This is a genomic window from Streptomyces sp. NPDC029152 (assembly GCF_055564355.1).
Genome location: NZ_JBVHWR010000022.1, coordinates 24,133 through 50,261, shown reverse-complemented (window position 1 = coordinate 50,261; position 26,129 = coordinate 24,133). Strand labels below are relative to the sequence as shown.

The window sequence follows — 26,129 nt, the reverse complement described above, 5'->3', positions numbered from 1 at the left end:
TCCGCCGGTCCGTGCAGCCGGAGGTGCCCATGAATGCGGAGGCCGTGAATCCCGCGAGCCCAGGCCCCGTGACGCCGCCGACCGCCGGCGCCGCCGACCCGGCGGCGCCCCGCAGGAAGGCGCGCCCCCGGCTCGACCTGCGCCGTCTGGGCCGTGCCGCGCTCCTCGGCTCCACCGCGCGCGACCGGCTGCCCGACGCGATCGGCCACGTCGTCGAGGCCCACCGCGCCCACCATCCCGACGCCGACCTCGACCCCCTGCGCCGTGCCTACCTGCTGGCCGAGTCCTCCCACCGCGGCCAGATGCGCAAGAGCGGCGAGCCGTACATCACCCACCCGCTCGCCGTGACCCTGATCCTCGCCGAGCTCGGAGCGGAGACGACGACCCTGACCGCCTCGCTCCTCCACGACACCGTCGAGGACACCGACGTGACGCTGGACCAGGTGGGCGAAGAGTTCGGCGCCGAGGTCCGCTACCTCGTCGACGGCGTCACCAAACTGGAGAAGGTCGACTACGGCGCCGCCGCCGAGCCCGAGACCTTCCGCAAGATGCTCGTCGCCACCGGCAACGACGTCCGCGTGATGTCGATCAAACTCGCCGACCGGCTCCACAACATGCGCACCCTCGGCGTCATGCGCCGGGAGAAGCAGGAACGCATCGCCAAGGTCACGCGGGACGTCCTCATCCCGCTCGCCGAGCGGCTCGGCGTCCAGGCGCTCAAGTCCGAGCTGGAGGACCTCGTCTTCGCGGTGCTGCACCCCGAGGAGCACGCACGCACGCGCGAGCTGATCGCCGAGAACGCGGCACGCGCCGACGACCCGCTCGCCGCCGTCGCCGACGAGGTGCGCAAGGTGCTCCGCGAGGCCGGCATCACCGCCGAGGTGCTCATCAGGCCCCGGCACTTCGTCTCCGTGCACCGCGTCTCCCGCAAGCGCGGTCCCCTCTCCGGCGTCGACTTCGGCCGTCTGCTGGTCCTCGTCCAGGAGGACGCCGACTGTTACGCCGTCCTCGGCGAGCTGCACACCTGCATGGCGCCCGTCGTCTCGGAGTTCAAGGACTTCATCGCCGTACCCAAGTTCAACCTGTACCAGTCGCTGCACACCGCCGTGGCCCGCGCGCAGGACGGACAGGTCGTCGAGGTCCTCATCCGCACCCATCAGATGCACAAGGTCGCCGAGGCCGGAGTCGTCGCGCTCGGCAACCCCTACGCCGTCCCGGCGGAGGAGCAGGGCACGGGCGACGGCGAGCGCGCCGACCCCACCCGGCCCGGCTGGCTCTCCCGGCTGCTCGACTGGCAGCGGAGCGCTCCCGACCCCGACACCTTCTGGTCCACCCTGCGCGAGGACCTCGCCCAGGACCGGGAGATCACCGTCTTCCGTCCCGACGGCGGCACCCTCGGCCTGCCCGAGGGCGCGACCTGCGTGGACGCCGCGTACGCCCAGTACGGCGAGGACGCGCACGCGGCCATGGGCGCCTACGTCAACGGCCGCCTGGCGACGATGAGCACGGTGCTCCGGGACGGCGACACCGTGCAGCTCCTGATGGGGCAGGACCCCGCGTCCGAGCCCTCCCGGGAGTGGCTGGAGCACGCCCGCACGCCCACCGCCCGGATCGCCATCCAGCGTCGGCTCGCGGCCCGTCCGGCGCCCGCGCCCGACGGCACCGAGGACGCGGCCCACGAGCGGCCCGCCGAACCGGCACCGGGCGCGGGCGCGCCCGCCCCGCGTCCGGCCGCGGACGGGCCGGTGACCCGCCCCGCGCCCGCCGACGTGCTCGTCGACCGGCCCGGCGCGACCGTGCGGCTGGCCCGCTGCTGCACCCCCGTACCGCCCGACGAGATCACCGGTTTCGCCGTGCGCGGGGGAGTGGTGACCGTGCACCGCGCGGAGTGCGCCGTGGTGGCGCGCATGAAGAGCGGGGGACGTCCGGAGATCGGGGTGCGCTGGGGCGAGTCCACCGGGTGCCGGGTCACGCTGCTCGCCGAATCGTTCGGCCGCCCGCACCTCCTGGCCGACCTCACCGAGGCCATGGCCCTCGAAGGCGCGGAGATCGTCTCCGCGACCGTCGAACCCCCCGACCGGCAGCGGGTCCGCCACACCTACACCGTGCTGCTGCCCGACGCGGCCAGGCTGCCCGCCCTCATGCGCGCGATGCGCGACGTGGCCGGCGTCTACGACGTGAGCAGGGCACAACCGCAGCCGACGGGCGCCTGAGCCGGAGCGGTGCCGGGCCTGCCGTGAGCGGACCGGGCGCGGCGTTACCCGTTCGGGTGCTCCGGGCGCGCGCCGTCACCGCGGCGCACGCGCGCGCTGATAGCCGTGGGGGATGCTGCACACCCCCCACACCCCGGCTTCCCGCCCCCGCGCGCGAACCCGCCGCCGGCTCAGGGCCGCGGCGCTGCTCGCCTCGGCCGTCTCCGTATGCCTGGTCGCCGCGAGCGCACCGCCGGCCCCCCTGGGCGTCGGCGACCGGCTCTTCCCGCACCTGGGCAATCCCGGGTACGACGTGGCCGCGTACGACCTGTCCTTCACCTACTCCGGAAGCAACAGCAAGCCGCTGAAGGCCGTCACCACCATCGACGCCCGCACGACGGCGGACCTGGACCGGATCAACCTCGACTTCACCCACGGAGAGGTCGAGTCGGTCGAGGTCGACGGCGAGCCCGCCGGCTTCACCACGGCCGGCGAGGACCTCGTGGTCACGCCCGTGGAGCCGCTCGACGAGGGCGAGCGGACGCGGATCACCGTGCGGCACAGCAGCGACCCCGTGTCTCCCGAGGGCCGGCAGGGCGGCTGGGTGCGCACCGCCGACGGGCTCGCCATGGCCAACCAGGCCGACGTCGCCCACCTGGTGTTCCCCTGCAACGACCACCCCTCCGACAAGGCGCGCTTCACCATCCGGGTCACCGCCCCCGACGGGCTCACCGCGGTCGCGAACGGGCTGCCGACGGCCGTGGACCGGGCCGGCGGGTCGACCACCTGGACGTACCGGACCGCACACCCCATGGCGACCGAACTGGCCCAGGTCTCCATCGGCCGCTCCACCGTGCTGCACCGCACCGGCCCGCACGGACTGCCCGTCCGCGACGTCGTGCCGACGGAGCACCGCGCGGCACTCGAACCGTGGCTGAGGAAGACCCCCGGTCAGATCGCCTGGATGGAGAGCAGGATCGGGCGCTACCCCTTCGAGACCTACGGCGTGCTCATGGCCGACGCCACCACCGGCTTCGAACTCGAGACGCAGACGCTGTCCCTCTTCGAGCGGGAGCTGTTCGACGACTCCGCCTACCCCCGGTGGTACGTCGAGTCGATCATGGTGCACGAACTGTCCCACCAGTGGTTCGGCGACAGCGTCAGCCCGCACTCCTGGTCCGACCTCTGGCTCAACGAAGGCCACGCCACCTGGTACGAGGCCCTGTACGCCGAGGAGAAGGCCGGCAGGCCCATGGAGGCGAGGATGAAGGCCGCCTACGGCACGTCCGACCGCTGGCGCTCGGCGGGCGGACCGCCGGCCGCGCCCAGGCCGCCGGAGAAGGGCGACAAGACCGGCATCTTCCGGGCCAACGTCTACGACGGGGCCGCGCTCGTGCTCTACGCCCTGCGCCAGGAGATCGGTGCCCCGGCCTTCGAGCGCCTCGAACGGGAATGGACCGCCCGGTACCGGGACCGCACGGCGACGACCGCGGACTTCGTCCGGCTCGCCTCCGAGGTCGCGGGCCGTGACCTGGGCGGCTTCTTCCAGGGCTGGCTGTACGGGGAGAAGACCCCGCCGATGCCCGGCCACCCGGACTGGAAGCCGGCGGCGGCCGACAAGGCGCCGACGGCCGACCCCGGCAAGGCCCGCGGGTAATAAGCCGGTGACGAGACGGCCCGTGCCGTGCGACCATCTTCAGGACGGCGCGGCACGGGCCGCGGGAATCTCCCCGGCGGCTCGCGCGTTGTGCTCAGTGTCGCGGGTATCAGTGCCGCGCGACACCTTTCCCAGCTACGTAAGGATCCAATGACCTCCTCTTCTTCCCCCTCCCAGGACACCAAGCGTCTCGCGCAGACCTACCCCGAGGGCCTTCGGGCCGATGCCCTGATGGAAGAGGACGTCGCCTGGAGCCACGAGATCGACTCGGAGTGGGACGGCGAGCAGTTCGACCGCTCCGACCGCGCGGCTCTGCGCCGGGTGGCGGGCCTGTCCACCGAACTCGAGGACGTCACCGAGGTCGAGTACCGCCAGCTCCGCCTGGAGCGGGTCGTCCTCGTCGGCGTCTGGACCACGGGCACCGTGCAGGACGCGGAGAACTCCCTCGCGGAGCTCGCCGCCCTCGCGGAGACCGCGGGCGCGCTCGTCCTCGACGGCGTGATCCAGCGCCGCGACAAGCCCGACGCGGCCACCTACATCGGCTCCGGCAAGGCCCAGGAGCTGCGGGACGTCGTCGTCGAGACGGGCGCGGACACCGTCATCTGCGACGGTGAGCTCAGCCCGGGCCAGCTCATCCACCTCGAGGACGTCGTCAAGGTCAAGGTCATCGACCGTACGGCCCTGATCCTGGACATCTTCGCCCAGCACGCCAAGTCCCGAGAGGGCAAGGCGCAGGTCGCGCTCGCGCAGATGCAGTACATGCTGCCGCGGCTGCGCGGCTGGGGTCAGTCGCTGTCCCGGCAGATGGGCGGCGGCAAGGGCGGCGGTCTCGCCACCCGTGGTCCCGGTGAGACCAAGATCGAGACGGACCGGCGCCGGATCCGCGAGAAGATGGCGAAGATGCGCCGGGAGATCGCGGAGATGAAGACCGGCCGCGAGATCAAGCGCCAGGAGCGCCGGCGCAACAAGGTGCCGTCCGTGGCCATCGCCGGCTACACCAACGCCGGCAAGTCCTCGCTGCTCAACCGCCTCACCGGCGCGGGCGTACTGGTGGAGAACGCGCTGTTCGCCACCCTCGACCCGACCGTGCGCCGCGCCGAGACCCCGAGCGGCCGTCTGTACACCCTGGCGGACACCGTCGGCTTCGTCCGGCACCTGCCGCACCACCTGGTCGAGGCGTTCCGCTCCACGATGGAGGAGGTCGGCGACTCCGACCTGATCCTGCACGTGGTGGACGGGTCGCACCCGGCCCCGGAGGAGCAGCTGGCCGCCGTGCGCGAGGTGATCAGGGACGTCGGCGCCACCGACGTGCCCGAGATCGTCGTGATCAACAAGGCCGACCTGGCCGACCCGCTGACGCTCCAGCGGCTGATGCGCGTCGAGAAGCGGTCCATCGCGGTCTCGGCACGCACCGGCCGGAACATCGACGAGCTGCTCGCGCTGATCGACAGCGAGCTGCCGCGCCCGTCGGTGGAGATCGAGGCGCTCGTGCCGTACACCCGCGGCAAGCTGGTCGCCCGCGCCCACGACGAGGGCGAGGTGATCTCCGAGGAGCACACCCCGGAGGGCACCCTGCTCAAGGTCCGGGTGCACGAGGAGCTGGCGGCGGAGCTCACGCCGTACGCTCCGGCGCCGCTCGCCTGAGAGCCGTGACGACCGAGGGCCCGTCTCCCGCCGGTGCGGGAGACGGGCCCTCGGTCCGTGCGGATCGGGTCCGTGAGGATCACTGACCGCCGTAGGCCCTGCTCGTCTTCTGGTACATCGCCTCGGCCTGCGGACCCAGCCGCGGTCCCGCGAGCCAGGTGTTGTCCAGCGGACCGATCGCGGTGTTCGAGACCGGTCTGGTCTCGCCGTCCACCACCCGGAACCACCCGCCGCCGGACGAACCGCCGGTCACGGTGCACCCGATGCGGTACATCGCCGGCGGCGAGGGGCTCAGCGACAGCCGGCCGGACCGGTCGACGCGCTTGAACACCTCCAGTCCGTTGTACGGCGGTGCGGCCGGGCAGCCCCAGGCCCCCATGCCGCCGGCCTCGGACGCGGACGGAGCGGAGAAGTCCACGTCCAGCGCGGCGCCCACACGTGTGGAACGCGTGGTGGGACGACCCCCGTCGGATGGAACGAACCCCCATGGCACGCGCGGCGGGATGCCGGCGTCCGTCCGGCGCACCCCGCCGCCCCGTGTGCTCAGCGTCCGGTCACTGACCGGCGAACTTGCCGCTGACCGCGTCGTACACGCCCTCGGCCTCCTCGCCGAGGCGCGGACCGGCCAGCCAGCCGGCCGTCACCGGGCCGATCGAGGTGTTGGACACGAGCGCGGGCTTGCCGTCGGAGCCCGTCGCGACCCAGCCGCCGCCGGACGAACCGCCCGTCATGGTGCAGCCGATGCGGTACATCGTCGGATCCGTGGCGGTCAGCGACAGCCGGCCCGGCTTGTCCGCGCACTGGAACAGCTTCTGCCCGTCGTACGGCGGCGCGGCCGGGTAACCGGTCGCGGTGATGCTCTCGACCTCCGGCACGGCGGGCGCCTTGAAGTCCACCGGCAGCGCGGCTCCGACCGTCTCCTCCAGCGACTTGCCGTCACCGCCCTTCTCGGGCGTCACGTGGATGACCGCGAAGTCGTACGAGGCGCCGTCGCCGCCCGTCGCACCGCCCTGCTCGATCCACTGGTCCGAGGTCTGCGCCCAGTCGCCCCACCACACGCCGAAGGGAGCGACCTCCTCCTTCGTCGCGTCCTCCAGCTCGGCCGTCGACTCGCCGGAGTCGTTGTACGACGGCACGAAGGCGATGTTGCGGTACCAGCCGCCCTTCTTGCCCGCGTGCACGCAGTGGCCCGCCGTCCACACCATGTTCGACTTGCCGGGACGCGCCGGGTCCTGCACGACCGTCGCCGAGCAGACCATGGTGCCCTCGGGGGAGTCGAAGAACACCTTGCCCGCCGTGGCGGCGTTCTCGTGGTACGACGGCGGCACGGCCTCGGCCTGCACCGGCTGCGGCTCCGGGTCGGTGACCCCCTGGTCACCGGAGAGGTCGCCTTCGTCGACACCCTTGTCCGGTTCCTCGGCGTCCCGCATGCGGTCCGGGTCCCAGAGGTCCTCGATGATCGGGTTGACGTAGTCCTGCGCCTCGCGCAGCCAGTCGTCCTTGTCCCAGTTCTTCCAGGCGCCGTTCTTCCACTCGTCGACGTCGATCCCGTGTTCCTTGAGCTTGTCCTTGATGTGGTCCGGGATCCGGATCTCGCCGTTGCCGCCGTCCGCCACGGACGCGGAGGCGTCGCCGCCCGCCTCGTCGTCCCCCGGCTCACAGGCGGTGGCGGTGAGGACGAGTGCGGAGACGAGGGCCACGGCGGCCGGCAGGGAGGAGGTCCTGCGCCGCCCGCCTCTGTGCCCGCGCGTGCTGAACGACGGCCGTATGGATCGCATGGTGTTGACTCCCCCAGCTGTGAACGAGTGGTGCTGCGGCCGTGCTCGCCGCCGGACCCGGGCAGGGTCCGCGCGGCCCGCACGGCGTCCTGGAACGGCACCACACACTATGCGGTCGCTGTGGGGGAGTTCCGACGGAACGGCAACGGTTACGTCACGGCAAGGATCTTGAGGCAACCCGTAACCCGGTGAGCGGCCGGGGGTTGGTAGCGGTGGGGCGCCTGCTGCCCGGACGCGGCCCCCATGCCGAGGGCGGCGACGAGGGCGGCACGCGACGCGCCTCTGGACGGCGGGAGGACGGGGAACCGTGGCGGAAACCGTGTACGGGGAGCGGGAGTCCGAGGCCGGGAGCGGCGGGAGGTCTGCCGGCCGGCGCTCGGAGAGCGGGGCGTCCTCACGGGCGTGCGCCGTGTCCGGGGGCGCACCGAAGCGGCAGCCGGCGCGCGAGTCCGCGGCCCGTACCCACGCGCGCGCCCTGCCGATCGTGCCGGTCCGGGCCCGGGGCCTCATCATCGAAGGCGCGGACGGCCGGCGTTACCTGGACTGCGTCTCCGGCGCCGGCACGCCGGTCCTGGGGCACAACCACCCGGTCGTGCTGGAGGCCATCCGCAAGGTGCTCGACTCCGGAGCCCCGCTCCAGGTCATGAACCTCATCACCCCGGTGGAGGACGCCTTCGTCACCGAGCTGCTGCGCACCCTGCCGCCCGGGCTGGCCGACCACGCGCGCGTGCGGTTCTGCGGGCCGGCCGGCACGGGCGCGGCCGCCGCCGTCGGGCTCGTCCGCGCCGCCACCGGACGGGACCGGGTGATCACCTTCGCCGACACCCACCACGGCACGGGGACCGGTGGGTTCGCGGCACCGGGCGCCACCGCCGGCGCGCGGTTCGTACGCCTGCCGTACCCGCGGGACCACCGCCGCGCCTTCGGAGCCGGCGGGGAGCACGGAGCCGAACCCACCGCCCTGCGGGTCGAGTCCGCCCTCGCCGTGCACCGGCCGGAGCAGGCGCTGCCCGCCGGGCTGATCGTCCGGCCGGTGCACGGCGAGGGCGGTGTGGTCCCCGCCTCCGACGCCTGGTTGCGGCGCATCCGGCGGATCACGGCCGAACGGGCCGTACCGCTGATCGCCGACGAGACCGAGACGGGAGCCGGACGAACCGGAGCCTTCTGGGCCGTGGAACACAGCGGGATCGTCCCGGACGTGCTCGTCCTGCCCGAGGCCGTCGGCGGCAGCCTGCCGCTGGCCGCGGTCGTCCACCGCGACGACCTGCACGTGGGGGACCCGGGCACCGGCGCCTTCCGCGGCAACCAACTCGCCCTGGCCGCGGGCGCGGCGACCCTCGCCCACGTCCGCGCACACCGGCTCGCCGAGCACGCCCGCTCCCTGGGCGCCCGCATGCTGGCCCGACTGCGGGGCCTGGCCGAGGAGTTCCCCTGCGTCGGTGACGTGCGCGGGCGGGGACTGATGATCGGGATCGAACTGGTGGCGGCGGACGGCGAGCACGGCGCCGCCGCCGGCGCACAGCGCCCCGCTGCCCCGGAGACGGCCGTCGCCGTCCAGCGGGAGTGCCTGCGGCGCGGGCTCATCGTGGACCGCGCGGGCCCGTGCGCGAACGTCGTACGACTCGTTCCGCCGCTGACCATCACCGAGGAACAGGCGACGGCGGTACTGGACCGGCTGGCCGACGCGGTCCAGGCGGTGGCGGCGGCACCGCCACCCGGAACCGGCCGTGCCCCGTCCCGCGGGCCGGGCGCTTCGCGCTGATGCCCGCCGCCCACGCCGCCCCGCACAGCACGTCACCGAGGAACCGCGTTGCACATCACCCCCGCACCCGAACCCGCCACCGCCTCCGTCCCCGGGCTCCAGGGCCACCCGGACCCGGACCGTCCGGACCGCTCCGCCCCCCGGCGTCCGGCCCCGGAGTGCTCGGACCCGGGCCGCCCGGGACCGGACCGCCAGGACCCGGATGACCCGGATCCGGACGATTCCGGCCCGCACCGCACCGCCCAGGCCGCCACCGTGGAGAACCTGCTGCGCTGCTGGATCCGTGAGGCCGGCCTGCCGGCACCGGCCGACGGCCTCCTGCGCGTTCCGCTGCCCGCCAGCGGCACGGCCCTGGTCGTCCCCGTCCTCCACTGGTCCCCGACCGGCCGGCACCGCTTCGGCCCCGCGCGCCTGGCCGGTGCCCCCGCGCCCGCACCGCCGGCGGACGCGGTGACGGTCGCCGCGCTCCTCGCGAGGGAGACGGCCAAGGACGCGGACGCCCACGGCACCGAACTCGTCGCGCGCGTGGCCGACTCCGCCCGCCGCACCGCCCTCTTCCTCCGTGACCGCCGCGACCACCCCGGCGACGGCCCCGACCTCTTCCTCGCCGCCGAACAGGCACTCCTCCTCGGCCACCCCTTCCATCCCACCCCGAAGAGCCGCGAAGGGCTCACCGACGCCGAAGCCCTGCTGTACTCACCCGAACTGCGCGGCTCCTTCCCGCTGCACTGGCTGGCCGTCGCGCCCTGCGTGCTCGCCACCGACTCGGCCTGGACCGAACGCGGTCGCCCGGTCGCCGCGGCCCGGCTCACCGCACGCCTCGCCGGAACGGGCCCGGCACTGCCGGACGGCCACGCGGCCCTGCCCCTGCACCCCTGGCAGTTCCGCGAGGTCCGGCACCGGCCCGAGACCCGGGACCTGCTGGAAGCCGGGCTGCTCCGGGACCTCGGCCCGCACGGCGACCCCTGGTACCCCACGTCCTCCCTGCGGACCGTGTACCGAAGCGGTGCCCCCGCCATGCTCAAGCTGTCCCTGGCGCTGCACATCACCAACTCCCGCCGGGAGAACCTCCGCGAGGAACTCCACCGCGGCGTCGAGGTCCACCGTCTGCTGCGCGCCGGCCTGTCCCGGCGGTGGCGGGCCGCGCACCCGGACTTCGACATCGTCCGCGACCCGGCCTGGATCGCCGTCGACGGGCCGGACGGCACGCCCGTGCGAGGGCTCGACGCCGTCATCCGGCACAACCCGTTCCGCCCCTCGGACGACGTCTCCTGCGTCGCCGCGCTCGCCGCCCCCGGCCTGCCCCGGCCGGCCGACGGCGCGGGCGGGAGCGGCCCCGTCGTGAGCTCCCGGCTCGGCGAGGCCGTCACCCGCCTCGCCCGGCGGACCGGCCGTCCCCGCGGCGCGGTCGCCGCCGAGTGGTTCCTGCGGTACCTCGAACACGTCGTCCGCCCCGTGCTGTGGCTGGACGCGGAGGCCGGCATCGCCCTGGAGGCCCACCAGCAGAACACGCTGCTCCTGCTGGACGCCGACGGCTGGCCCGCCGGCGGCCGCTACCGCGACAACCAGGGCTACTACTTCCGCGAGTCCCGCCGGGCGGAACTCGAGGCCCGGCTGACCGGCGTCGGCGCCCGCAGCGACACGTTCGTCACCGACGAGGTCACCGACGAGCGCTTCGCCTACTACCTCGCCGTCAACAACGTGTTCGGGCTCATCGGGGCCTTCGGCTCCCAGAACCTCGCCGACGAACGGCTGCTGCTCGCCGCCTTCCGCCGTTTCCTCGGCCGGCTCGCCTCGGGCCCGGCCCCGCTGCGCAGCCCGCTGCCCGCACGCCTGCTCGACTCGCCCGTGCTGCGCTGCAAGGCCAACCTGCTGACCCGGCTGCACGGCCTCGACGAACTCGTCGGCCCGGTCGACACCCAGTCCGTCTACGTCACGATCGCCAACCCCCTGCACTCCTGAGCACCCGACGACCACGCGCCCGACCCCGCCTCCCGAAAGGAGCGACACCGTGGCTTCCACCGACGCGAGCGCCGACGCCCCCGCCGCCCTCGGCACCGGCCCGGAGCCCGGCCCGGACACGGACGGGGACGACACCCTCGACCTGCACCTGCCCGAGGAGTTCGTCACCCTCTTCCGGGAACCGCCGGCCGGCTCCCGCCCGGGCCCGGGCGCCGGCGACGACCTGCTCGACCGCGTCGCCGGCTGGGGCCCGGCCGCCACGCCCGCGGGCCTGTTCCAGCTGGTGCCCGTCCGTGTCGACCGGGACGCCGCCCTCATCGGCCGCTGGATGAACGACCCCGCCGTGGCCGCCTTCTGGGAGCTGGCCGGGCCGCGGAGCGTGACCGAGGACCACCTGCGGGCCCAGCTCGACGGCGACGGACGCAGCGTTCCGTGCCTCGGCCTGCTGGAGGGGGCGCCGGTGAGCTACTGGGAGATCTACCGGGCCGACCTCGACCCGCTGGCCCGGTACTGTCCCGTCCGGCCGCACGACACGGGCCTCCACCTCCTCGTCGGCGCGCACGCCGACCGCGGGCGGGGCCTCGGCACCACCCTGATCAGAGCCGTAGCCGAACTCGTCCTCGCCAGGCGGCCCGGCTGCACCCGCGTCCTCGCCGAGCCCGACCTGCGCAACACGCCCTCGGTCGCGGCCTTCCGGAGCGCCGGCTTCCAACTCGCCGCCGAGGTCGACCTGCCCGGCAAGCGAGCCGCCCTCATGGTCCGGGACCGCGGTGCGCGAAACGGGCCCCCCGGACCCGCCCGCCTAGGTGATGTGTGACGAATACCGCCGCGCACGGTCGGGTCTGCGGCCGAGGCCTTACCTCGTGCGCCGGGGCGAGACGAGGCGCCCGCACCCGCCGGCCCCGGCGGCGGAGCGGTCCGGCCGGGGACCGGACCGCTCCCACACCGGCACGTGCGGCCCGGCCCGTCAGCGGGGTAGCGCCGCCGCCTCCGGGGGCAGGTCCTCCGCAGCCAGTAGTCGCAGGTCGTCCAGGCCCGGCGCGGACATCGCACTGATCCGTCCCGCCTGGCGGGTCATCATCCCCTCCAGGATCTGGCGAGCCGTACGTGCGTTGCCGAAGGAGTGGTCGCGCGGCAGGGCGTCCAGATAGCCGCGCAGTGCGGTCATCGCCTCCGGGGAGCAGTCGTAGCCGTAATCGGTGGCCTGCTTGGACAGGATCTCCAGCAGGTCGTCCGTCGAGTAGTTCTCGAACTCCACCGTCCGCGAGAACCGCGAAGCCAGGCCCGGGTTGGAGTCGAGGAAGCGACGCATCTCGCGGGTGTAGCCGGCGGCGATGACGACGACCTCGTCGCGGTGGTCCTCCATCAGTTTCAGCAGTGTGTCGACGGCCTCCCTGCCGAAGTCCGAGGTCACGCCCTCCGGGGTGAGCGTGTAAGCCTCGTCGACGAACAGCACGCCCCCCAGGGCCCGCTCGAACGCCTCTCTGGTGAGCTGGGCCGTGTGGCCCACGTAGCGGCCGACCAGGTCGGCGCGGGCGACTTCGACCAGTTGGCCCTTGGGCAGGACGCCGAGGGAGCGCAGCAGATCCGCGTACAGGCGCGCGATGGTGGTCTTACCCGTACCGGGCGGCCCGGAGAAAATGAGGTGGTTGCTGATCCTCGGGGTGGGCAGCCCGGCGGCCTTGCGCTGTTTCGCCGCCGTGAGCATGTTGACCAGGGCGGACACCTCGTTCTTGACCGCCGTGAGGCCGATCATGGAGTGCAGCTCGGCGAGCAGTTCCTCCGAGCCGGGACCGTTGTCGGCCGGGGTGCTCTCCGTCGCCACGTCCTCGGGCAGCAGGAGGGTGAGGTCGCTCTCCGCCGGGTTCGTCATGGAGGCGAGGCGGGAGGCCTGCCGGTCCACCATCTCCTCGAACACCTGCCGTGCGGCACGTCCGTTGCCGAAAGTGGCGTCGCGTGGCATGCGGGCGTAGTGCAGGGCGAGCGCGTCCAGGGTCCGGGGGTCGAGTGCGTAGCGGTGCCCCGCGCACATGTTCTCGGTGATCGTCACCAGTTCGTCGACCGAGTAGTTGGCGAACTCGATGGTGCGGGTGAAGCGGGAGGCCAGGCCGGGGTTGGAGGAGAGGAACGAGTCCATCTCGCCGGTGTAGCCGGCGGCGATGACGGCCACGTCGTCGCGGTGGTCCTCCATCAGCTTCAGCAGCGTGTCGACCGCCTCCCGGCCGAAGTCGGCGCCGGATCCCTTGCTGTCGGAGAGCAGTGTGTAGGCCTCGTCGATGAACAGCACACCGCCGAGGGCCTCGTTGAACGCCTCGGTCGTCTTGATGGCCGTGCCGCCGATGACCTGCGCGACCAGGTCGGCTCGGGAGACCTCCACCAGGTGCCCGGAGCGCAGGACGCCCAGATCCGCCAGGATGCCTCCGTACAGCCGGGCCACCGTGGTCTTACCGGTGCCGGGCGGGCCCGAGAAGACCAGGTGGCGGCTCATCTGGGGGACGGGCATGCCCAGCTGGGCGCGGCGCTGGTTCAGCTGGTTGAGGTTGACGAGGGTCCGGACCTGGCTCTTGACCTCGGTCAGGCCGACCAGCGCCTCCAGCTCCTCCAGCGGGCTCTCGGGCTTCGTGGCGGCGTCGCCGGACCCGCCGGTCGCGACGTCCGGCGGGAGGGTGTCGCCCCACGCGTCCGGGGCCACGTTGCCGCTGCTGTTGAGGTTCTCGATGGTGAGCCGTTCGTTCACCCGCGTCTGTCTGAGGCCCGCGCCGCGGTTGTCGCGGACGGCACAGTCTTTGACGGTGACAGGCTCGCCCGTGTCGAGGCGGACGCCGTCGCCGACGCTGCCGATGACCTGGGAGGAGGTGAGGGTGGCGCGGGCGCCGTTGGCGAGGAGTACCCCGTGGGCACCGCAGTCGGTGATGTGGGCCCGCAGCGCGGAGAGTTCGCCGCCGTTGTCCACCGTGACACCGCCGGCCGCGGGCGACTCGATACGGCAGTCCTGAAGGGTGGCGCGGCCCTGGGGGCCGACGGAGACGGCGGCGTCGGTCGCCGCCCGCATGACCGTGTCGCGGATGTCGGGGTTGCCACCCGAGACGACGCGTACCGCGGAGCCCCCCGCCCGGTCGATCTCGCAGTGCTCCAGCCTGCCCCGCCCGTCCTCGGCCACCTCGACGCCGTGGCCGCCCGGCGAGGTGATCCGCGCGCGGCGCATCAGCGGGTCGGCGCCGGCGCGTATCCGTATGCCGGTGCCGGCCGCGTCCGTGACCAGCAGGTCGTCGAACTCCGCCGCCGAATCCTCCTCCAGCAGCACGGCGCCGCTCGCGTCCGCGCAGTCGCGTACCGCGCAGCCGGTCAGGAAGGGTGCGCTGGAGCTGACCACGCGGATGGCGGGCGCGGCGGAGGTGTCGAACTCGCAGTCCTGGAAGGTGCCCCTCGACCGCTCGGTGACGGTGAGACCGCTGCCCTTGGTGCGTGAGGTACGGCAGTGCAGGAACTCGGGGTCGGCGCTCGCGGCCAGCACGATGCCGGGGCCGGTGGTGTCGCTGACCGTGACGTGCTCCAGCACCGGGCGGGCGGAACTGGTGATGTAGACGCCGACCGACGTGTCGTGCACGGAGGTGCGCACGACCCGGGTGCCGCTGCGGCCCTCCAGGGCGATGGACGGCTTGTCCGTGCCGGAGATGTCGCAGTCCTCGACCAGGCCCTGCGCCTCGTCGGAGGTCAGCACGCCGTTGGCGCGGGCGTCGCGGATCCGGCAGTCCCGTACGGTCGCCCGGGCCTCCGCCCCGATGACGACGCCGGAGGTTCCGAGGTTCTCGATGAGACAACCCGCGATGATGCTGCCGGTGGGCGCGGAGTCCACGACCCCGGCGCCCTTCGGGTTGCTGACCCGGCAGTCGCGCATGGCCACCGAACCCGACTCGCGGGCCAGGACGGCGGTCCAGCCGGAGCCGACAACCGTGCAGCCGTCCATCGCGACCTGGCCGCGCGGCGCGTCGACCACGGGCAGGTCCTCGCTTCCGCCCCGCAGGGTCAGGTCGGTGAGCATGACGGCGTCGGCGACGAGGACGACGGCGGTGCCCCGGCGGGGGCAGATGTCGACACTGCCGGGCTCGCCGTCGGCGACGATGGTGACCCGGGTCCTGACCGTGAGGTTCTCCGGGTAGCGGCCGGGGTGGACCCGGATCACCGCACCCGTGCGTGCCATGTCCAAGGCATCACCGATCGTTCGGAAACTGTCCGGTTGTCCCGATCCGACCCTGAGCAACTGCCGTGACACGCTCGCTCCTCCTCCTTGTGGTGCCGCCGTCGCGCGCCTCTCCCACCGAGGGGACCGACAGGGGGACTGTTCCGCGTCCGGGGTACGTACGGCTGTGCGCACGAACGAAGGCTACGGGACCGGTGCGGCGATGTTCCAGGAGCGACCGAGGAGTTGGGGCGGTACCGCGTGTACGTCCCGTTACGTCGTCCGGGGTCACCCGCCCCTCGGCACGCCGTCGGACGCGGGACCTATCATGCGTTCCATGCCCCGTGCCCGAGTTGGTCTCCACCGCCGTCCCTGGGCCCCGGTCGTGGCCGCCCCCCTGCTGATGACCACGATCGCGACCGCGCTGGGCGTCGTCGGGGCCGCGCCCGCCGCGGCCGACTCCGTGGGGCTGCCGGTCGTGCGCTCCGTCCTGGGGGAGGGCGACACCTGCGCCTCGGTGTCGAGCGAGAAGGCCACGGCCGAGCCGTGGGCGCTGAGCGCTCTGGGCGTGGCCCGCACCCGCCCGCTCTCCCAGGGGGAGGGGACGACGGTCGCGGTCGTGGACACGGGAGTCGCCGAGGCGGCGCCCGCGCTGTCGGGGCGGGTGACCGCAATCGGGCCGGCCGGCGAGGACTGCGTCGGGCACGGCACGTTCGCGGCCGGCCTGATCGCGGCGAGGCCCGGCGACGACGGGGGCCCGGCGGGGCTGGCACCGCAGGCCCGGATCCTGGCCGTACGGGGCACCGGAGAGCGGGGCGGGAGCACGGTGGGTCAGGTCGCCGACGCGATACGCCGGGCGGCGGACGAGGGCGCCGGCGTCATCTACGTCGCCGCGGCCCTGGACAGCGGCAAGGCGCAGCTGACGGAAGCGGTCGCGTACGCGAGCGGCAAGGACGCGCTGGTGGTGGCTCCGCTGGCGCCCGACGCGCTGGAGCGGGACGCGGAGCCGACGCCCTGGTACTGGCCGGCGGCGGCACCGGGCGTGCTGGCCGTGACGGACTACGGCCCGGAAGGCGGCCGGCCGGCCGACGCCCCGCTGGTGGGCGGGGCGGACCTGGCCGCGCCCGGCGACGCGGTGGTGAGCATCGGTCCGAAGGGGCCGGGCCACTTCATCGGTTCGGGTGCCTCGTTCGCCGCCGCGAACGTCGCGGGGGCGGCGGCGCTGGTGCGGGCGCGCTACCCGGACCTGACGGCCGCGGAGGTCTCGCGCCGCCTGATCGAGGCGGCGTACCCGGCGGCGCCCCCACGGCTCGACCCGTACGGCGCGCTGACGGCCGTACTGACTGACGCCAGGGGCACGGCGCCCCGGCCGGAACGGGCGGTGGTCCCGGCCCCGCCCGCGACACGGCCGCGCACCCGGGCCCTGGTGGTGGCGGGCGTGAGCGCCGGCCTGGTGCTCCTGGTGGCGGCGGGCGCCGTGGTCATCCCGCGCGGCCGGGCGCGGAACTGGCGTCCGGCGGGCAGCTGACGGGCTGCGGGGCGCCGCCCGCCCGACGGACCCCGGGGCCGCCGGAACCGGCCGTCGCACGGCGAAGTACGGCCGTGCGACGCGGACCGGTCCGGCCGCCCCACGGTGGGGCCCGGCACATGAGCGAGGAAGAAGGAGCGGCGTCGAGGGCGTGCCGTCACCCGCACCGGACGCCGCCACGGCGCGGGCCTGTGTCAGAGACCCCTACGGCTCCTGGTCCTCCAGCACCGCCGTCTGCACCTGGGTCTGCATGCGGCGCGTCACCCGCGTACCCCGGCCCGGTGGCAGGTTCCGGCCCTTGACGCTGCCCAGGATGAAGCCCTCCGACGGCGGGCACGACAGCAGCAGCGTCGGGGTGTTGACCTCCTGCATGCGGCGCAGCATCGGTTCGCCCAGCCCCCGGCCCGCGCCGGCGGCGGAGCGGGCGACGACGATGTGCAGACCCACCTCGTAGCCGAGTGCGAGGTGGTTCAGCAGCGGGTCGAAGGGCGCGTTCATCGCGCTCGTGCCCAGCATGTCGTAGTCGTCCACGAGGATGAACAGCCGCGGGCCGTCCCACCAGTCGCATGTGCGCATCCGGGCCGGTGTGATCTCCGGACCCGGCACCCGGGCCGCCACCGCGCGGGCGGCGCCCGCGATGAGCTCCTTCAGGGCGTCCATCGACACCGCGTGACCCAGGCGGTACTCGTCCGGGACCGCCTCCACCAGGGCGCGGCGGTAGTCCACGACCATGATGCGCGCCTCGGCCGGGGTGTACCGGTCCATGATGGCCTTGGCCGTCAGGCGCAGCATGTTGGTCTTGCCGCTCTCCGCGTCGCCGACCACGATCATGTGCGGGGTCTCGGAGAAGTCGTGCCACACAGTGGACAGACGCTCCTCCTCCAGGCCGATGGGCATCTTGAAGTCGCCCTTCGGAGCCGGGAGCGCGGAGAGGGGCAGCCGGGTCGGCAGCATCCGGACCGGCGGGGCCGGTGGGCCCTGCCAGCTCTCCCGCACCGCCGCCACCAGACCGGAAACACCGTCGGACAGGTCGTCCGCGGACTCCACGCCGTCGATCCGGGGGAGTGCGGTGAGGTAGTGGAGCTTGGCATCGCGTGTCAGGCCGCGGCCCGGCAGCCGGGGTACGGTCGCCGCGCGCCGCATGTCGATCTCGGAGTCCATGGGGTCCCCCATCCGGAGCTCCAGGTGGGTGGCGGCCTGGTCCCGGATGGCTGAGGTCAGCTCCACCCAGCGGGCGACGGTGACGATCAGGTGGATGCCGTAGTTGAGGCCACGGGCGGCGATCGCGCCGAAGGTCTGGATGTACCGGTCGAAGTCCTGACGCACCGTCGACCAGCCGTCGATCACCAGGAACACGTCCCCGTGCCGGTGCTCGGGGAAGTCCCCGGCGGCGAGGCGGCGCCGGAAGGTCGCCATCGAGTCGATGCCGTTGTCCAGGAAGAACCGTTCGCGCTCCGCCAGCAGCGTGGTGACCTCGGCGACCGTACGGCCGACCCGCTCGGTGTCCAGTCGTGCCGCGACCCCGCTGACGTGCGGCAGGCCGGCCAGCCCGGCGAGCGTGCCACCGCCGAAGTCGAGGCAGTAGAACTGCACCTCGCGGGGGGTGTGGGTGAGCGCCAGCGCGGTCATGATCGTGCGCACCATCGTGCTCTTGCCGCTCTGCGGCCCGCCCGCGACGGCGATGTGACCGCCCGCGCCGGAGAGGTCGACGGTCAGCAGGTCGCGGAGCTGGTCGAAGGGGCGGTCGATGATGCCGATGGGGATGGTGAGCCGCCCGCGGTGCGCCGATCCCACGGTGGTCAGACCCAGTTCGGGGTCGGGGGTGAGCGGCGGCAGCACCTGGTCGAGGGTGGCGGGCAGGTCCAGCGGTGGCAGCCACACCTGGTGGGCCGGCGGCCCGGCGTTCAACAGCCGCTCCACGGCCACGGAGAGCAGGGTGTCCCCGGTCTCCTCCTGCTCGGGGGCGGGTTCGGGGGCCGGGGTGTCCGGCAGCCGGCGCGGCACGACGTAGCCACTGGTCCACGGGACGGTCTGGCTGGCCACCCGGGCCTGGTCGGCGCTGCCGCCCCGTCGCTGGTACGGGCCGGAGACGTACGCGGCCCGGAAGCGGGTCAGCGCCTCCACACCCGACTTGAGGAAGCCGCTGCCGGGCGCCGACGGCAGCTGGTACGCGTCCGGCACGCCGAGGACCCCCCGGCTCTCCATGGCGGAGAAGGTACGCAGACCGATCCGGTACGACAGGTGGCTCTCCAGTTGGTGCATCCGGCCCTCGTCCAGGCGCTGCGACGCGAGCAGGAGGTGCACACCGAGGGACCGGCCGAGGCGGCCGATCATCACGAAAAGCTCCATGAACTCCCGGTGAGCAGCCAGGAGTTCGCTGAACTCGTCGACGACGACGAACAGGCTGGGCAGCGGTTCCAGCGGCACGCCCGAGGCACGGGCCTTCTCGTAGTCCAGTGCGGAGGTGTAGTTGCCCGCCGACCGCAGCAGCTCCTGACGGCGCATCAGTTCACCGTGCAGGGCGTCCTGCATGCGGGACACCAGGGCGGCCTCACCCGCCAGGTTGGTGATGACGGCGGAGGTGTGGGGGAGTTCGTCCAGACCCAGGAAGGTGGCGCCGCCCTTGAAGTCCACGAGGACGAAGTTGAGTGTTTCCGAGGAGTTCGTCAGGGCGAGCGCCAGGACGAGGGTGCGCAGCAGTTCGCTCTTGCCGGAGCCGGTGGCCCCGATCAGCATGCCGTGCGGTCCGGTGCCCCCCTGGGCCGCCTCCTTGATGTCCAGCTCGACCGGCTCGCCGTCGGCGCCGACCGCGATCGGCACCTTGAGCCGGGTGGGTCCGGTGTGCTGCCGCCACAGCGTCTCCGGGTCGTGGCGGTACAGGTCGGGAATGCCCAGCAGCGTGGTCAGCTCGACGTTCGCGGACAGCGGCTCGGACGAGTCCGAGGCCGTGCCCAGGCCCATGCGGTACGGGGCGAGACGCCGCGCCAGGGTCGTGGCGCCCGTCGGGCCGAGGCGGTCGGGCCTGCCGAGCCGGGTGATCTGCTCCTTGCGCTCGCGGTCGGTGCGCACCAGCCCGAGATCGTCCTCGCCCACCTCGAAACGCAGGGTGATCCGGCCGGGCCGCCAGGAGAGGGCGCCGCTCAGGTCCAGGACGACCGCGTTGCGGAAGCCGGGGCCGTCCAGGCGGTGGCCCGCCGGGACGGTGCCCCCGTCCACCACGATCACGGTGAAGGGTTCCTCGCGCCCGGGTACGGCGTCCGGGTCGAACGGAGGCCGCTCCATGAACTCGGCGCCGAGCAGGTTCTCCAGCTCGCCCAGGGCGGAGACGGTCATGCGGGTGGGACCCGCACCGTCCGTGTCGTGCGGGTGGAGGTTGTGCGGGAGCCACTTGGTCCACTCCCAGTCCGCGCGCCGCTCGTCGGACACGCACAGCGCGATCCACACGTCGTCGGGCGAGTGGAAGGTGGCCAGCTGGGCGAGCAGGGCCCGGGCCACGGACCGTATCCGCTCCTCGTCGCCCCGGAACAGCACCCGGGCCCAGGCCCGCAGGTAGATGGCGATGGGCTGTTCCGGCACCGTCGAGTAGGCGCGGATGAAGCTGCGCAGGGCGTGCGCGCTGAGCGGTTCCAGGTCCTCCACGGGGTTGGTGGAGTTCGGGGTCAGCTTCAGGCTCAGCTTCTGTTCACCGACCGCCATCCGCACCTCCCCGAAGTCCTCGTCGCGGGGCCGGCGTTCCCACAGCCGGGTGGTGCCCGTCATGGACCACAGGGCGGCGGGCTCGGGGTGGCGCCAGGCCAGGGCCAGCTGCTGGTCCACGACGGCGCCGCGGACCTTGCGCCGGATCTGGGTGAGGTAGCGCAGGTAGTCCCGGCGCTCGCCCTTCAGCTTCTGCTTGCGCTCGGCGGCTTTGCGCATGAACTGGCCGATGAACATCGCCGCGGCCCCGAGCACCATGAGGCCCAGGGCGATGTAGATGAACCCGCCGGAGCCCCGGGTCATACCGGGTCGCATGAACATGAACATCATCGAGACCGACATCAGGGCCATGGGGAGGTACGTCCACACGGCGGAGGTGTCGGGCACCGTCTCGGGGAGGATCGGCGGTTCCTGGAGATTCAGCTCCCCGTCGGGCATCTCCGGGCCCCGGCGTCGGGCCGGGCGGCGGAACAGGACCACACTCAAGGAACCGTCTCCTTACGGGGCAAGGGGGAGAGCGGGCGGAACGACGTCGTCGTCGCCGGCGGCACCCGTCCCGGTCGGCACGGCGCCAGGACGCCGGACGGGCCTCGCTGTCGCACGCACCCTACGTCGCGCCTCCCTCCGACGACGACCGGGCTCCGGCAGGTGCCGGCCGTCCGCCGTGCCCGGTGTGCCGCCGTGTCGCAACCCCGCCACCAGCCGGTCCCACGGCACGCGACGGGGCCCGTCACGTACACCGACCGTTCATGACGTCTTCCGCGTCCGTACCCCGACGTCCTTCACGCCGCGTCGGACGGTGAGCCCGCGGTCACTCGGGGTTCCGCGTCCCGGGATGCGTCGCGCAGGACGGGCAGCCGATACTACGATCATTGTGCCGACCGTCAACTACCGCCCCGTCCCGGGGTTTTACAGTTCCGCAGTGACGTGTGATGTCCAGCGGTGTGTCAGACGGCGTTCCCTGACCGTTCGCAGCAGTAACCGGAGAAGCGTGAGCCATCCCGATGACTGACACTCAGGTGGCCGAGCTGTGCCGTCTGACGGTACGAGCCCCCGCCAGGACCATCGATCTCGCCGTGCCCGCCGACGTCCCCGTGGCCGACCTGCTGCCCGCGGTGCTCGGATACGCCGGGGACGACCTCGAGGAAGCCGGTATCGACCACGGCGGCTGGGTGCTCCAGCGGCTCGGCGGCGAACCACTGGACGAGGAACGCACCCTCGACTCCTACGGTCTGCGCGACGGCGACACCCTCTACCTCCGACCACGCGCCGAAGCCCTGCCCGAGGTGCACCTCGACGATCTCGTCGACGGCATAGCCACCACGATGCGGGACCATCCCTTCGGCTGGACCCCCAAGGTCAGCCGGTGGGTGCTGCTCGGCGTCGCGGTCGCGGTCCTGGCGGCGGGCATGGTGGTGATCGCGTGGCCCGGCGGCTCCGCGCTGCCCCGGGCCGTGTTCGCGACCGCCGCCGGTCTGCTCCTGCTCGCGGGCGCGGGCGCGGCGAGCCGGGCGGTCGGGGACGCCGGCGCCGGAGCCGCGCTGGGCTTCATGGTCGGGCCCTACCTGGCCCTGGCCGGGTGGCTGCTGCCGGGCGGCGCGCTCAGCGGGCCGCACGCCCACGAGACGCTGGGCGCCCGGCTGCTCGCCGCCGGCGCCGCCGCGGCGGGCGGGGCGGTGCTCGCACTCGCCATCGTGGCGGCGTTCGCCGCACTCTTCCTGGGCATCGCCGTCGTTTCGGTCTTCGCCGCACTGGCCGCAGTCCTGCTCATCACGACCGACCTGACGCCCGTGCACGCCGCAGCGGTCATCGCCGTCCTGGCGGTGGTCCTGGGCGCCTTCGTTCCCTCCCTGGCGTTCCGGATGTCCGGGATGCGCATGCCACCCCTGCCGACCAACGCGCAGCAGCTCCAGGAAGGCATCGAGCCACATGCCACCTCCGTGGTCTCGGCCCGCGCCATCCTCGCCGACGGCTGGATGACCTCGCTCTACGGGGCGGTGGGCGTGGTCAGCGGCGGATGCCTCGTCGGGCTCGCCCGGGAACGTGAACCGGCCGAGATCATCATGACGGTGGCGCTGTCCCTGCTGCTCGTCCTGCACGCCCGGGGGCTGGGCAACATCTGGCAGCGCATGTCGCTGGTGGTTCCGGGCGTCGCGGGACTGCTTCTGCTGGTGCTGGCCGCCGCCCCGGCGGCCACGGCGGCCACCCGGCTGGCGACGGGCGCGGGCCTGCTCGCCGCCACGGCGGCGCTCGCGATCGCCGCGTGGACCGTCCCCGGCCGCCGGCTGGTGCCGTACTGGGGCCGTGCCGGCGAACTGCTGCACTCGGCCCTGGCGATCAGCATGCTGCCGCTCGCCCTGTGGGTGCTCGGCGTGTACAGCACCCTGCGGTCCATCAACGGCTGACCGGAAGAGAGACACGCTGTCATGCAGTCCAAGCGCGATCAGGTGCACGCGCACATGTTCGTCATGGGTCGGCTGACCTCCGGCATGCTGCGCGCGGATCCGGACGCTCCGGAGAGCCCGCAGGGGCGGACCAACCGGGGCGTGGTGATCGGCATCGTGATCGCCGTCCTCCTGTCGGCCGGGTCCTTCGTCCTCGGGTTGCTCAAACCCGGCACGAAGGACTCCTGGCGAGCGGCCGGGACCCTCGTCGTGAACAAGGACACCGGCTCCCGCTACCTCTACCTGGACGGGCGGCTGCGTCCGGTGCGCAACTACGCCTCGGCGCGGTTGCTCGGGGGCGCCGACATGAAGGTGGTGACGGTCGGCTCCGCCTCCCTGAAGGGGACGCCCCACGGGGCACCCGTCGGCATCACCGGCGCCCCGGACGCGCTGCCCGGTAGCGGGGACCTGGACACCGGCCCATGGCGGGTCTGTTCGGGCGGCGGGACGGGCGCCACCGGCACCACCGTCACGGTAGGCGTTCCGGCCGACGCCGCCGGCCTGCCCAGCGGCGAGGGCGTGCTGGTGACCGGGCCGGACAAGGCCGGCTATCTGGTGTGGCGCGGGAGCAAGCTCCGGCTCGACGAGGACAGCCGCGCCCGCGAGGCCCTCGGCTACGGTTCCACCCCCCGCCTCCCCGTCTCGGCGGCCTTCCTGAACGCCCTGCCGTCGGGCCCCGACCTGCGCCCGCCGGACGTTCCCGGCAAGGGCCAGGAGGGGCCGTCGCTGGGTGGCCGGGAGTCCCGGATCGGCGAGGTGTTCCGGGTCACCGTGCCGGGCTCCGCCGACCGCTACTACCTGCTGCGCAAGGAGGGGCTGACCCCCCTCACGTCGACCGGTGCCGCGCTCGTGCTCGGGGACCCGGAGACTCGCGAGAAGGTCTACCGGGGCGGTGCGGCGAAGCTCACCGCCCTGGGCGCGGACGTGCTGAGCGGCCATCTGGCCCCGGGGGCGGGTGAGCCCGCCGAGGACCCGGACCTGCCCTCGGCGCCGCCGGAGGCGGTGGCCCTCGGCGAGGACCACACCGTCTGCGTGCGGATCGAGACCGGCGGGCGCGGCCCGCGAATCAGTGTGGCCCTGACCGGGACGGGCTCCCTGGGCCCGGCCGCCCAGGCGCCCCCGGAGGGACTCACCCCGGCCTGCATGCCGGTCGGCACGATCACCGTGCGGCCCGGCGGAGGGTCCCTGGTGCGCGCGCTCGGGGCGAGCGGGAGCAAGGTCGGGGCCACCGTCTATCTGGTGACGGACACCGGGATGAAGTACCGGGTGGGTACGGCGGAGGCGCTCGAGGCGCTCGGCTACACGCAGAACCAGGTGCGCGGCCTTCCGGCGCCACTGCTGGCGATGCTGCCGACGGGGCCGGACCTGACCAAGGAGGCCGCGGCCTCCGGCCGGAGCCGGAACACCACTGCGCGCTGCGACCGGAGGTGAGTGTGCTGCCTCCCCGTCGCGCGGTGGGGCGGGGAGAACGCCTCGGGACCGGGAAGGAAAGTGAACACGGCGTGAAACCATAGGAATTGATCGTGTCATCGCAACGCGACGGGAGTGTCGGGCGTCCTGGAACAGGAAGGCACGAGGCCCCGGGCGGCGGGCAGGGCGGAGCTGTTCGCCCTGGAACCACGCCGCGAAAGGCCTGAAGCATCCGGTCGGAGCCGAGAAGGTGACTCAAGCCATTGAATCGTCAACTCCTTTCTCTTTAGGCTCCATTAGCCCGACCCATCCGGACGCCGGTCCTCCGGCCGCGTCCGGGCACGCACCGCGCTGTCCGCGTCCGAGGACCGGCGGCGTGACACTCCAGGAGGAGCAGGCACATGGCAGGCACAGGCGGACAGCAGTCACTGGCATCGGCGACACAGAACGGTGTCACCGCGCTGGAGATGGCCTTCACCGGCGTGCAGAAGAGCCGCCAGGACGTGGAGAACATGAAGCACAACCTGTCCTCCGGCTATGCCGGTAGCGACGGTGGTGCGTTCCAGAAACTGCTCGACCGGTGGGACGCGCAGGCGGAGATCATCTCCAGCAACCTCCGCGACATGATCACGACGCTGGAGGAGACGATGCGCGCGCAGGGCATCCAGCAGGCCACCGCGAACGAGTCCATCCAGCAGGCGTACAACCGCTCCGAGGAGATCTTCAACGCGCTGGCGGGCTCCACCGCCGGTCGCTGACCACCGCTCCCGCTCCCGGATTCCTGACCGGCACCCGGGCGCCGCGACACCCTTCCCCTCAGCACTATCCGGCGCGAGACGAGGACCACCATGACCCCCCCGCTTGACTTCACCGACGGCCAGATCTACGTCGACTACTCCCACATGGAGAACGCCGCCGACGACATGGTCCACCAGACCAAGGCGATCGACAGCATCCTCACCAACCTGGAGGCGGAGCTGCAGGAGCTCCAGAAGACCTGGGAAGGTGACGACAAGACGGTGTACGCCCAGAAGCAGGCGTCCTGGAACAACGCCGTCGAGGAGATGAAGCGCATCCTCGCGGAGAACTCGGCCCTGCTGACCGACGTGTCCGACAGCTACCAGTACAGCGAGAGGTCCCTGACATCGCTGTGGGAGAGCGTGCGCATCGGCAGCTGACCGGGGGCGACACGCCTTTGGTTCTCTTCGGGCGGCCGTCCGCGTGTGTCACGCGAGCGGCCGCCCGCTGTCGTGAGGCCGGCGTGCCGCCGACTCCGCTCCGCGTGGATCGCCGGCGCCGCCCGCCCGCGCGGAACGCCCAGGAAGCCGACGGAACCCTATGGAGAGCAGGAGTGGTACGGCATGGCGGACAACCCCCCCGCAGTCAATCTCAACAAGGCCTGGCTGCAGGACTTCCTCGACAACGACGTCACCCCCTTCCTCGCCGCGATCAAGAAGATGAGGGAGGACGGGGACTCACCGGAGAAGGTCCTCGTACCGGCGATCCCGAATCTGCAGGGCGGGGAGGGCGGAGCGAAAGCGGCGGTGGGCTTCTTCGACGGCCAGAAGGTGCCGCTCGCGATCGGGACGATGGCGGGTGACAAGGACGGCCGGACCAACGGCGGCTACCTGATCAAGTGCCTGAACGAGATGGTGGACCAGATCGACGAGATCCTCAAACTCCAGGTCGAGCTCTTCGAGGAGATCGAGGAGAACCTCGAGGACACCATCGCGGAGATGTTCAAGACCCAGGACGACAACCTGGAGAAGATCGACGGGAAGAAGCTCGTCGACTTCTTCGAGGGCGTGGACGAGGTGCTCTCCGAAAACAGCAGCGGCTCGAACGAGAAGAAGGACTGAGGGTCGCCCCGGGGAGG

At 73.0% G+C, this 26,129-nt stretch carries 15 protein-coding genes and 1 pseudogene; 12 read left to right on the top strand and 4 right to left on the bottom strand.

Going from position 1 to position 26,129, the window contains the following annotated elements:
- Nucleotides 1-29: 29 nt before the first annotated feature.
- From ACZ4V6_RS31560 to hflX, 3 genes are all read left to right on the top strand, one after another.
- Nucleotides 30-2,213 carry a RelA/SpoT family protein gene (locus ACZ4V6_RS31560; protein ID WP_467834006.1) on the top strand — a complete coding sequence of 728 codons (2,184 nt, stop codon included), beginning with the start codon at nt 30-32 and terminating at the stop codon, nt 2,211-2,213.
- 112 nt (nt 2,214-2,325) lie between these two features.
- Nucleotides 2,326-3,849, top strand: a complete 1,524-nt coding sequence (locus ACZ4V6_RS31555; RefSeq protein WP_467834005.1) for a M1 family metallopeptidase — start codon at nt 2,326-2,328, stop codon at nt 3,847-3,849.
- A gap of 150 nt (nt 3,850-3,999) precedes the next feature.
- A complete protein-coding gene (hflX, locus tag ACZ4V6_RS31550; RefSeq protein WP_467834003.1) occupies nt 4,000-5,493 on the top strand; it encodes a GTPase HflX in 1,494 nt (497 codons plus the stop codon).
- A gap of 79 nt (nt 5,494-5,572) precedes the next feature.
- Here the strand turns inward: hflX and ACZ4V6_RS31545 are convergent.
- Together ACZ4V6_RS31545 and ACZ4V6_RS31540 are read right to left on the bottom strand one after the other, a co-directional pair.
- A pseudogene (locus ACZ4V6_RS31545) lies at nt 5,573-5,929 on the bottom strand (hypothetical protein); the annotation flags it as partial.
- A 118-nt stretch (nt 5,930-6,047) separates the two neighbouring features.
- Complete coding sequence (locus ACZ4V6_RS31540) at nt 6,048-7,271, bottom strand: trypsin-like serine peptidase (RefSeq protein ID WP_467834001.1); 1,224 nt, start codon at nt 7,269-7,271, stop codon at nt 6,048-6,050.
- 307 nt (nt 7,272-7,578) lie between these two features.
- Between ACZ4V6_RS31540 and ACZ4V6_RS31535 the strand changes: the two genes are divergently transcribed.
- From ACZ4V6_RS31535 to ACZ4V6_RS31525, 3 genes are read left to right on the top strand one after another with little or no spacing between them, the layout of a single operon-like run.
- Nucleotides 7,579-9,033 carry an aminotransferase class III-fold pyridoxal phosphate-dependent enzyme gene (locus tag ACZ4V6_RS31535; RefSeq protein WP_467834000.1) on the top strand — a complete coding sequence of 485 codons (1,455 nt, stop codon included), beginning with the start codon at nt 7,579-7,581 and terminating at the stop codon, nt 9,031-9,033.
- Nucleotides 9,034-9,081: 48 nt separating this feature from the next.
- Complete coding sequence (locus ACZ4V6_RS31530) at nt 9,082-10,995, top strand: IucA/IucC family protein (protein WP_467833998.1); 1,914 nt, start codon at nt 9,082-9,084, stop codon at nt 10,993-10,995.
- 49 nt (nt 10,996-11,044) lie between these two features.
- The gene (locus tag ACZ4V6_RS31525) at nt 11,045-11,812 is read left to right on the top strand and encodes a GNAT family N-acetyltransferase (protein ID WP_467833996.1); all 768 of its coding nucleotides are present in this window, start codon (nt 11,045-11,047) and stop codon (nt 11,810-11,812) included.
- 150 nt (nt 11,813-11,962) lie between these two features.
- On the opposite strand, the gene ACZ4V6_RS31520 is transcribed toward ACZ4V6_RS31525, so the two are convergent.
- Nucleotides 11,963-15,268, bottom strand: coding sequence for a right-handed parallel beta-helix repeat-containing protein (locus ACZ4V6_RS31520; protein ID WP_467833994.1), 3,306 nt, complete (start codon nt 15,266-15,268; stop codon nt 11,963-11,965).
- Between the two features lie 244 nt (nt 15,269-15,512).
- Between ACZ4V6_RS31520 and ACZ4V6_RS31515 the strand changes: the two genes are divergently transcribed.
- Nucleotides 15,513-16,703 carry a S8 family serine peptidase gene (locus ACZ4V6_RS31515; RefSeq protein ID WP_467833993.1) on the top strand — a complete coding sequence of 397 codons (1,191 nt, stop codon included), beginning with the start codon at nt 15,513-15,515 and terminating at the stop codon, nt 16,701-16,703.
- Nucleotides 16,704-16,907: 204 nt separating this feature from the next.
- Here the strand turns inward: ACZ4V6_RS31515 and eccCa are convergent, their stop codons facing one another.
- Nucleotides 16,908-20,879, bottom strand: coding sequence for a type VII secretion protein EccCa (gene eccCa, locus ACZ4V6_RS31510; protein WP_467834072.1), 3,972 nt, complete (start codon nt 20,877-20,879; stop codon nt 16,908-16,910).
- Nucleotides 20,880-21,403: 524 nt separating this feature from the next.
- On the opposite strand from eccCa, the gene eccD reads away from it, so the two are divergent.
- The 5 genes from eccD to ACZ4V6_RS31485 all read left to right on the top strand — a co-directional run bounded on the left by eccD (nt 21,404) and on the right by ACZ4V6_RS31485 (nt 26,112).
- The gene (gene eccD / locus ACZ4V6_RS31505; protein WP_467833992.1) at nt 21,404-22,804 is read left to right on the top strand and encodes a type VII secretion integral membrane protein EccD; all 1,401 of its coding nucleotides are present in this window, start codon (nt 21,404-21,406) and stop codon (nt 22,802-22,804) included.
- 21 nt (nt 22,805-22,825) lie between these two features.
- Nucleotides 22,826-24,274, top strand: a complete 1,449-nt coding sequence (gene eccB, locus ACZ4V6_RS31500; protein ID WP_467833990.1) for a type VII secretion protein EccB — start codon at nt 22,826-22,828, stop codon at nt 24,272-24,274.
- Nucleotides 24,275-24,654: 380 nt separating this feature from the next.
- Nucleotides 24,655-25,011, top strand: a complete 357-nt coding sequence (locus ACZ4V6_RS31495; RefSeq protein ID WP_467833988.1) for a hypothetical protein — start codon at nt 24,655-24,657, stop codon at nt 25,009-25,011.
- Nucleotides 25,012-25,101: 90 nt separating this feature from the next.
- A complete protein-coding gene (locus tag ACZ4V6_RS31490; protein ID WP_467833987.1) occupies nt 25,102-25,431 on the top strand; it encodes a WXG100 family type VII secretion target in 330 nt (109 codons plus the stop codon).
- A gap of 183 nt (nt 25,432-25,614) precedes the next feature.
- A complete protein-coding gene (locus ACZ4V6_RS31485) occupies nt 25,615-26,112 on the top strand; it encodes a type VII secretion system-associated protein (RefSeq protein WP_467833986.1) in 498 nt (165 codons plus the stop codon).
- Nucleotides 26,113-26,129 lie beyond the last annotated feature (17 nt).

Coding starts and splice junctions, on each gene's coding strand:
- hflX (WP_467834003.1), top strand. CDS start 4,000: ATGACCTCCTCTTCTTCCCCCTCCCAGGACACCAAGCGTCTCGCGCAG.
- eccD (WP_467833992.1), top strand. CDS start 21,404: ATGACTGACACTCAGGTGGCCGAGCTGTGCCGTCTGACGGTACGAGCC.
- ACZ4V6_RS31515 (WP_467833993.1), top strand. CDS start 15,513: ATGCCCCGTGCCCGAGTTGGTCTCCACCGCCGTCCCTGGGCCCCGGTC.
- eccB (WP_467833990.1), top strand. CDS start 22,826: ATGCAGTCCAAGCGCGATCAGGTGCACGCGCACATGTTCGTCATGGGT.
- ACZ4V6_RS31490 (WP_467833987.1), top strand. CDS start 25,102: ATGACCCCCCCGCTTGACTTCACCGACGGCCAGATCTACGTCGACTAC.
- ACZ4V6_RS31540 (WP_467834001.1), bottom strand. CDS start 7,271: ATGCGATCCATACGGCCGTCGTTCAGCACGCGCGGGCACAGAGGCGGG.
- ACZ4V6_RS31485 (WP_467833986.1), top strand. CDS start 25,615: ATGGCGGACAACCCCCCCGCAGTCAATCTCAACAAGGCCTGGCTGCAG.
- ACZ4V6_RS31555 (WP_467834005.1), top strand. CDS start 2,326: ATGCTGCACACCCCCCACACCCCGGCTTCCCGCCCCCGCGCGCGAACC.
- ACZ4V6_RS31495 (WP_467833988.1), top strand. CDS start 24,655: ATGGCAGGCACAGGCGGACAGCAGTCACTGGCATCGGCGACACAGAAC.
- ACZ4V6_RS31560 (WP_467834006.1), top strand. CDS start 30: ATGAATGCGGAGGCCGTGAATCCCGCGAGCCCAGGCCCCGTGACGCCG.